The 7408-nt window shown below is 46.9% G+C and carries 4 protein-coding genes and 1 rRNA gene; 1 reads left to right on the top strand and 4 read right to left on the bottom strand.

The genetic code is table 11. The features are described from left to right. The 3 genes from AC2TDN_RS14360 to gyrA all read right to left on the bottom strand — a co-directional run. A 16S ribosomal RNA gene (locus AC2TDN_RS14360) occupies window positions 1-317 on the bottom strand; the annotation flags it as partial. A gap of 387 nt (window positions 318-704) precedes the next feature. Then, window positions 705-1775, bottom strand: coding sequence for an HD-GYP domain-containing protein (locus AC2TDN_RS14355; protein WP_484688452.1), 1071 nt, complete (start codon window positions 1773-1775; stop codon window positions 705-707). A 110-nt stretch (window positions 1776-1885) separates the two neighbouring features. Beyond that, window positions 1886-4369, bottom strand: coding sequence for a DNA gyrase subunit A (gene gyrA, locus AC2TDN_RS14350; RefSeq protein WP_484688451.1), 2484 nt, complete (start codon window positions 4367-4369; stop codon window positions 1886-1888). A gap of 286 nt (window positions 4370-4655) precedes the next feature. On the opposite strand from gyrA, the gene AC2TDN_RS14345 reads away from it, so the two are divergent. After that, window positions 4656-5429: a YheC/YheD family protein gene (locus AC2TDN_RS14345; protein WP_484688450.1), complete on the top strand. Its 774-nt coding sequence runs from the start codon at window positions 4656-4658 to the stop codon at window positions 5427-5429. A 29-nt stretch (window positions 5430-5458) separates the two neighbouring features. Here AC2TDN_RS14345 and gyrB read toward each other — a convergent pair whose 3' ends face one another. After that, complete coding sequence (gene gyrB, locus AC2TDN_RS14340; RefSeq protein ID WP_482066283.1) at window positions 5459-7369, bottom strand: DNA topoisomerase (ATP-hydrolyzing) subunit B; 1911 nt, start codon at window positions 7367-7369, stop codon at window positions 5459-5461. Between the last annotated feature and the right edge of the window lie 39 nt (window positions 7370-7408).

Here is a 7408-nt window from a genome sequence, read left to right as displayed (position 1 = left end):
TGTGGCCGATCACCCTCTCAGGTCGGCTACGCATCGTCGCCTTGGTGAGCCGTTACCTCACCAACTAGCTAATGCGCCGCGGGTCCATCTGTAAGTGATAGATTGCTCCATCTTTCCCGATTCGGTCATGCGACCGTATCGCGTATCCGGTATTAGCATTCGTTTCCGAATGTTATCCCAGTCTTACAGGCAGGTTACCCACGTGTTACTCACCCGTCCGCCGCTAATCTTATCCCGAAGGACAAGATCCGCTCGACTTGCATGTATTAGGCACGCCGCCAGCGTTCGTCCTGAGCCAGGATCAAACTCTCCAAATGGAAGTTTTCGCTTCGACGCGATGTCGAAGAGAAAGCTTCAAGTGTTTGAAATGCTCATTACTTTTTATCGCTTTTTCTTACGATTCGTTAAAATCGCAAGGGCAGTTATTACTCGTTGTTCAGTTTTCAAAGAGCAATCTTTTCTTTCGTGTCGGCCGTGTGTCTCATTGGCGACTTAGATAATATATCACAAGCGCCTAAGCCAATGCAAGTATTATTTTCATTTTTAGTGAAAAAGTTTTTGCCTTAGCATTTTAGCTCTAAACCTGACTATGTTTTGCACTAACCTTCTACAATAGAAAAACAGTAAGTACGGTGCACACTGCTTGAGGTCAATCCCCTCTCTGCAATGATCCGTACTTACTGTCCATTTCAAAAGAAGCGATCTTATCTGAACACTTCTTTTATATGTAGATGTCGATCAACGATAAGATTTACGATTATTCCGTCCAAGGATACCCACGGCCTGGTTGGATGATTGCGATCCGAAAATACAATTTCACCAATCCGCTCATCGCTAAGCCTCACGATTGTTCCATTATGGAACTGAGTGGCTTTCTCTACAAAGGTTCGAACGTAGGCCGGATCCAGCTTTCCGAATGCATCGCTTTGAATTTGTTCCAAAACAAGATAAGGTGATGCTGCCTTCCTGTATGCCTTGTTCAAAGTCATCGCGTGAAAAATATCAGCAATAGCTACAATTTTGGCGTAAGGATGGATTTTTGTCGCATCGATCCCAAGCGGATACCCCGTTCCGTCTACCTTCTCATGATGCTGCAGCGCAGCCATTTTCACGCCTTCATTAAGAGCAGGAACATTTTTAAGTAATTGATATCCAAGAACCGTATGTCGCATCATTTCTTCTTTTTCTTCTGGCGATAATGGATTTGGCTTAATCAGAATTGCTCTGTCGATTTTGACGTTCCCGATATCATGGAATAAACCTGCGAATGCAACTTGCATCCAATCTTTTTGAGGAAAGCCGGTCCATTGTGCAATCAGATAGGAAGTCAGTGCAGAGGTAATACTGTTATGAAGCAAATAATCCTTCTCCATGAATTGTCGCGGTGTAAACGTCAGCAAGTTATAGCTCTTAATATGCTCCAGCAACTTTTCAAGCTGCTTTCGGATATCCAAGACAGGCAAGGCTTGCCCCCCTATAAAAGAGTTATATACTTTGCGCAGCACATTAAGCAATTTGTCGTACTCATCATGTAGGAGAGTTTCGACGAATACAGGTGTAGGTTCCTGAACTGCAGCCTCATCATCTTCACCTGTTTTGCTTGCTGCTTGGTTCGCTTCAATTTCAACACTTATGATAAGGAAAGCTTGCAGTATTTCTATTTCTTTGGCCGTAACGATCTTTCCCTTATGAAATAGAGTACCGCCTAGCGGGGTGAGGACATCTTCAATGATTTTGTCGCCTAGCTTAAGATGTGATAACGTTACCGCTGCCACGAGAGTCCTCTCCCTCTGTGCTTGAATAGTATGTATGGCTGTACCTTATATTAAAAAGCTAAAAGCAAGCTGATGCCGTTATGCATCGGCATCAGCTGCCTTCAACCCGCTTATTCGATCGGCTCCTCGCCGCCCTCTTGCTCTTCACTCTCATCGGAAACTTCATTTTCTTCGCTGCGGGCAACACGGGTAACTGTCGCTACCGTATCATCCTCACGCGTATTAATGAGTTTTACACCCTGCGTATTCCGGCCCATCGTCGATATGCCTTCCATGCTGGTGCGGATCATCGTTCCGGATGCCGTCATAATCATAAGGTCCTCATCGTTCTCAACGACCTTAAGCGATACGATTGGCCCGTTTTTATCCGTTACGTTAAGTGTCTTGATCCCTTTGCCGCCGCGGTTCTGAATACGGTAATCGGCCACTGGAGTCCGTTTGCCGTAACCTTTGGAGGTAACGATAAGAATATCCTTATCCGGCACGATGACGTCCATATCAATTACGGTATCGTCATCATCAAGCGCAATACCTTTTACGCCGGTAGCGGAACGTCCCATCGAACGAACATCCTGCTCCGAGTAACGGATGGACATCCCTTGCGCTGTTCCCATGATGATCTCCTGGTTGCCGTCAGTCAGCTTCACGCCGATTAAATCATCGTCCTCACGAAGCGAGATCGCGATTAATCCAACTTTCCGAATGTTGACGTAGTCATCAAGCGGAGTCTTCTTCACAACCCCTTGTCTTGTAGCAAAGAACAAGAAGTGCTCCGAATCAAATTCTTGAACCGGAATTACCGCATTGATCGTCTCGCCTTGTTCGATTTGAATGAGGTTGATGATCGGCGTTCCGCGAGCTGTGCGGTTGAGATCAGGAATCTCATAGGCTTTGAGCTTGTATACCTTGCCTTTGTTCGTGAAGAACAGCAGGTAGTGATGCGTATTGGATACAAACAGATGCTCGACAAAATCATCATCCTTTGTGCCCATGCCGACTACACCTTTACCGCCGCGCTTCTGGCTGCGATAAGTACCGACCGGCAAACGCTTGATATAGCCCGTATGCGTAATGGAGATGATTACATCCTCACGTGGAATAAGATCCTCATCGAGAATTTCTTCATCGCTTGCCATTAGCTCTGTGCGGCGCTCATCGCCGAAACGCTCTTTCAATTCGTTAAGCTCCGTGCTAATTATATCAAGCACAAGCTGCTCATCGGCAAGAATCGCTTTATATTCAGCAATTTTACGCATAAGCTCTGCGTATTCTGCTTCGATTTTGTCTCTTTCCAGACCAGTCAAACGCTGCAAGCGCATATCCAAAATCGCTTGTGCTTGCTCATGGCTGAGCGAGAATCTTGTAATCAATCCTTCACGTGCTTGATCAGCCGTTTGGGAGCCGCGAATCAAGGCAATAACCTCATCCAAATGGTCAAGCGCAATTCGCAAGCCTTCGAGAATATGCGCGCGAGCCTCAGCCTTCTTCAGCTCAAACTCGGTACGGCGGCGAATTACCTCGATTTGATGCTGCAAATAATGATAGAGCATATCTCGAATGTTAAGCGTCTTAGGCTCACCATTTACGAGCGCCAGCATATTGATACCGAAGTTGGATTGAAGCTGCGTATGCTTGTACAAATTATTCAGCACGATGCTTGGGTTCACATCACGACGAAGCTCTATGACAACACGCATACCGTTGCGGTCAGATTCATCTCGCAAATCGGTGATGCCTTCAATTTTCTTCTCGCGAACGAGCTCAGCTATTTTTTCAACTAAACGGGCCTTAATGACTTGATATGGCAATTCATGCACGATGATGCGCGCTTTGCCGTTGTTCTCCTCAATTGTCGCCCTTGCCCGCATCGTTACCGACCCGCGGCCTGTCAAATAGGCTTGGCGAATTCCCTGGCGACCCATTACAAATCCGGCTGTCGGGAAATCGGGACCTTTAATATAATCCATTAGCTCGACTGGCGTAATATCAGGGTTGACAATTAGAGCCTGCACCCCGTCAATAACCTCGTTTAAGTTATGAGGAGGAATATTTGTGGCCATACCAACGGCAATGCCCGTAACCCCGTTTACGAGCAGGTTCGGATATCTAGCTGGCAATACAACCGGCTCAGATTCTTCTCCATCATAGTTGGGCGCGAAATCAATCGTGTCCTTGTTGATGTCACGAAGCAGTTCCATCGCGATCTTCGAAAGCCGGGCTTCCGTATAACGCATGGCTGCTGCAAAATCACCATCAATTGAACCAAAGTTTCCGTGTCCATCCACGAGCATATAACGCATGGAGAAATCCTGCGCCATCCGTACCATCGATTCATATACTGCCGAATCACCATGCGGATGGTACTTGCCGATTACTTCGCCTACGATTCTTGCGGACTTCTTATGCGGCTTGTCCGGTGACATGCCTAGTTCAGACATCGCAAACAAAATGCGTCGATGCACAGGCTTTAGACCATCCCTAACATCGGGAAGAGCACGGCTAACAATGATACTCATTGCGTAATCCATAAAGGAATCACGCATTTCCGTACCAATATCCCGATCTCTTATAGATATACGTTGTTCTTCCGCCATGATTTACCTCCCTGACGCTATCTATAGCTACTCTTAAATCAACATAACCCTTATATTACTTTCTCAAAAAGCGAGCATATAAACCTTTTTTGCTCATGCTTTTGGAATTCCCGCAAAACTAGTTTCATTTGTCGTTAAAAATAGGTGTATTACCGCTCTCCATACAGGTAAAACCGCCATAAAATAAACAGACCCAACTTTCATTATACCACTCAATTCTATGTCTGTCTCCTGCATCATTTGAAATCCATTACAAGTAAAAAGCATTGCGAGAGGAGAAATATCGTTGAGCATTCAACGCGTTACGAGTAAATGGGCTAAATCAAAAATCATGCTCAAATCGGATTATTTACGCCAATATATGCCTCCATCAAAGCTATTCAGCCGCGGCAGCCTTCATTCGATGCTAAGCGAATATGGCATGGTCTACGTCAAGCCGATAAACGGTACGGCTGGCAATGGTGTCATTCGTGTTGAACGAACAAACACTCCTGCTCTTGGATATCGCTACCAGCTAGATACAAAGGTCATGTTTTCCCCAAGCTTTGAGCATCTTTATCAAAGGCTGGTTAAGAAAAAGAAAAAACGGAGATACCTTGTTCAGAAAGGGATCCATCTGCTCAAGCACCAGAAGCGCCGCTTCGATATCCGCGTCATGGTTCAAAAAAACTTGCGCCATGAATGGGAAGTGACCGGTATTATCGGCAGACTCGCCCATCCAGCCAAAATCGTGACGAATTACCATAGCGGCGGCACGCCAATGGGTCTTGATAGACTTATGGCCGATCACGCTTCGCCTTCTGAGCTTGAAGCATTTAACAACCGGCTTAGAAAGCTGAGCATCACTATTGCGAATAACCTGCAAGCGGCTTATCCGAATTTGAAAGAGCTGGGCGTCGACATCGCAATCGATACGAAGCTGCATCCATGGATTTTGGAAGTGAATACGCGTCCTGACCTCTACATCTTCCGGAAGCTGCCCGATCAAAGTGTATTTCAAAAAGTATATCGCTACGCCGCAGCATACGGCCGCCTAAAAAAAAGAAGCAGACGTCCGTAATGGGCGGCTGCTTCTTGCAGTTCATGTCATTAAAAGTCTAGATTTGTTACATATCTAGCGTATTTCTGAATGAAATCACGACGAGGCTCAACGTTATCTCCCATGAGCGTATCGAATACGACATCGGCTTCAATCGCATCTTCGATCGTTACCTGCAGCATCGTACGGCTTTCCGGATCCATCGTTGTTTCCCATAGCTGAGTAGCGTTCATCTCGCCAAGTCCTTTATAGCGCTGAACGTTTACTTTAACGCCTTCGCCGAATTCCGCAATAATTTTATCGCGCTCCTTCTCGGTCTGCGCATAGCGGATCACTTTATTGCGCTCAATTTTGAATAGCGGCGGCTGTGCGATATAAATATAGCCCGCATCTATAATTTGGCGCATGTAGCGATAGAAGAACGTCAGCATAAGGGTGCGAATGTGCGCACCATCGACGTCCGCATCGGTCATAATTATAATTTTGTGGTAGCGCGCTTTGGATAGGTCAAAATCATCGCTAATGCCTGTGCCGAGCGCCGTAATAATAGCCCGAATCTCCGCATTGCCAAGAATCCGATCGAGGCGCGCTTTCTCAACGTTCAAAATTTTACCGCGCAGCGGTAAAATCGCCTGGAAATGACGATCGCGACCTTGCTTCGCGGAACCGCCGGCGGAGTCACCTTCTACGATGTAGAGCTCGCTTATCGAAGCGTCCTTGGAGGAGCAATCGGCAAGCTTACCTGGCAGAGAGCCGACTTCAAGCGCGCTCTTGCGACGAGTCAGCTCACGCGCTTTGCGCGCTGCTTCGCGGGCACGTGCGGCTTGCAAGCCTTTTTCTACGATTTTGCGCGATACCGCTGGGTTTTCCTCAAGGAACTCCTGCAGCTTCTCGGCAAAAAAGGATTCTACGATCCCGCGGACTTCACTGTTCCCAAGCTTCGTCTTCGTTTGTCCCTCAAATTGCGGCTCAGGAATCTTCACGGAAATAATCGCCGTCAAGCCTTCACGCACATCGTCGCCGGAGAAGTTGGAATCGTTGTCTTTGATCAGGTTCGATTTGCGGGCATAGTCATTAATGATCCGTGTCAGTGCGCTCTTAAAGCCGGACTCATGCGTTCCGCCCTCATGGGTATTGATATTATTCGCAAATGAATAAATGTTCTCGGTATAGCTGTCGTTATATTGCAAAGCGACCTCAACATGGATATGGTCCTTCGATCCTTCAACATAGATCGGCAGCTCATGAAGCGGCTCGCGAGTACGGTTCAAATATTTAACGAACTCGATAATGCCGCCGTCGTACATAAACGTATTCGATACGCCTGTACGCTCATCGGAAAGCACAATCTCAATCCCTTTATTCAAAAACGCCAGCTCGCGAATACGCGATTGCAGCGTTTCATAGTCGAATACGGTAGTCTCCGTAAAAATTTCACTATCCGGCGTAAACGTAACCTGAGTTCCTGTCTCCGTCGTTTCGCCAATGATTTTGATATCATACTGCGGAGCACCCTTGCGGTACTCTTGCTGATAGATGTTGCCATCGCGTTTTACTTGAACAATGACGAGCTCGGACAATGCGTTTACGACCGATACGCCGACCCCGTGCAAGCCGCCGGAAACTTTGTAGCCTTCTCCGCCGAACTTGCCACCCGCATGCAAAACAGTCATAACGACTTCTAGCGTCGATTTTTTCAGTTTTGCATTCTCGCCTACGGGAATACCGCGTCCATTATCAATAACGGTCACGCTGTTATTCTCATGCACGATAACTTCGATTCTCGAGCAATAACCGGCCAAAGCCTCGTCAATACTGTTATCGACAACCTCCCATACGAGATGGTGAAGACCTTTTCCACTAGTGGAGCCAATATACATCCCCGGACGTTTGCGTACCGCCTCTAATCCTTCCAGGACCTGTATCTGACTCTCGTCATACGTATGCTGCTCCAAAGACATGCAACTTCACTGCTCCTCTCAACTGCTCTTCCTGACCGC

It is taken from the genome of Paenibacillus sp. Y660, assembly GCF_057221575.1.
This window is presented reverse-complemented; position numbering and strand designations above follow the sequence as displayed.

Bases quoted from the DNA above. Each gene is read 5' to 3' on its own strand.
- gyrA (WP_484688451.1), bottom strand. From the start codon at position 4,369: ATGGCGGAAGAACAACGTATATCTATAAGAGATCGGGATATTGGTACG.
- gyrB (WP_482066283.1), bottom strand. From the start codon at position 7,369: ATGTCTTTGGAGCAGCATACGTATGACGAGAGTCAGATACAGGTCCTG.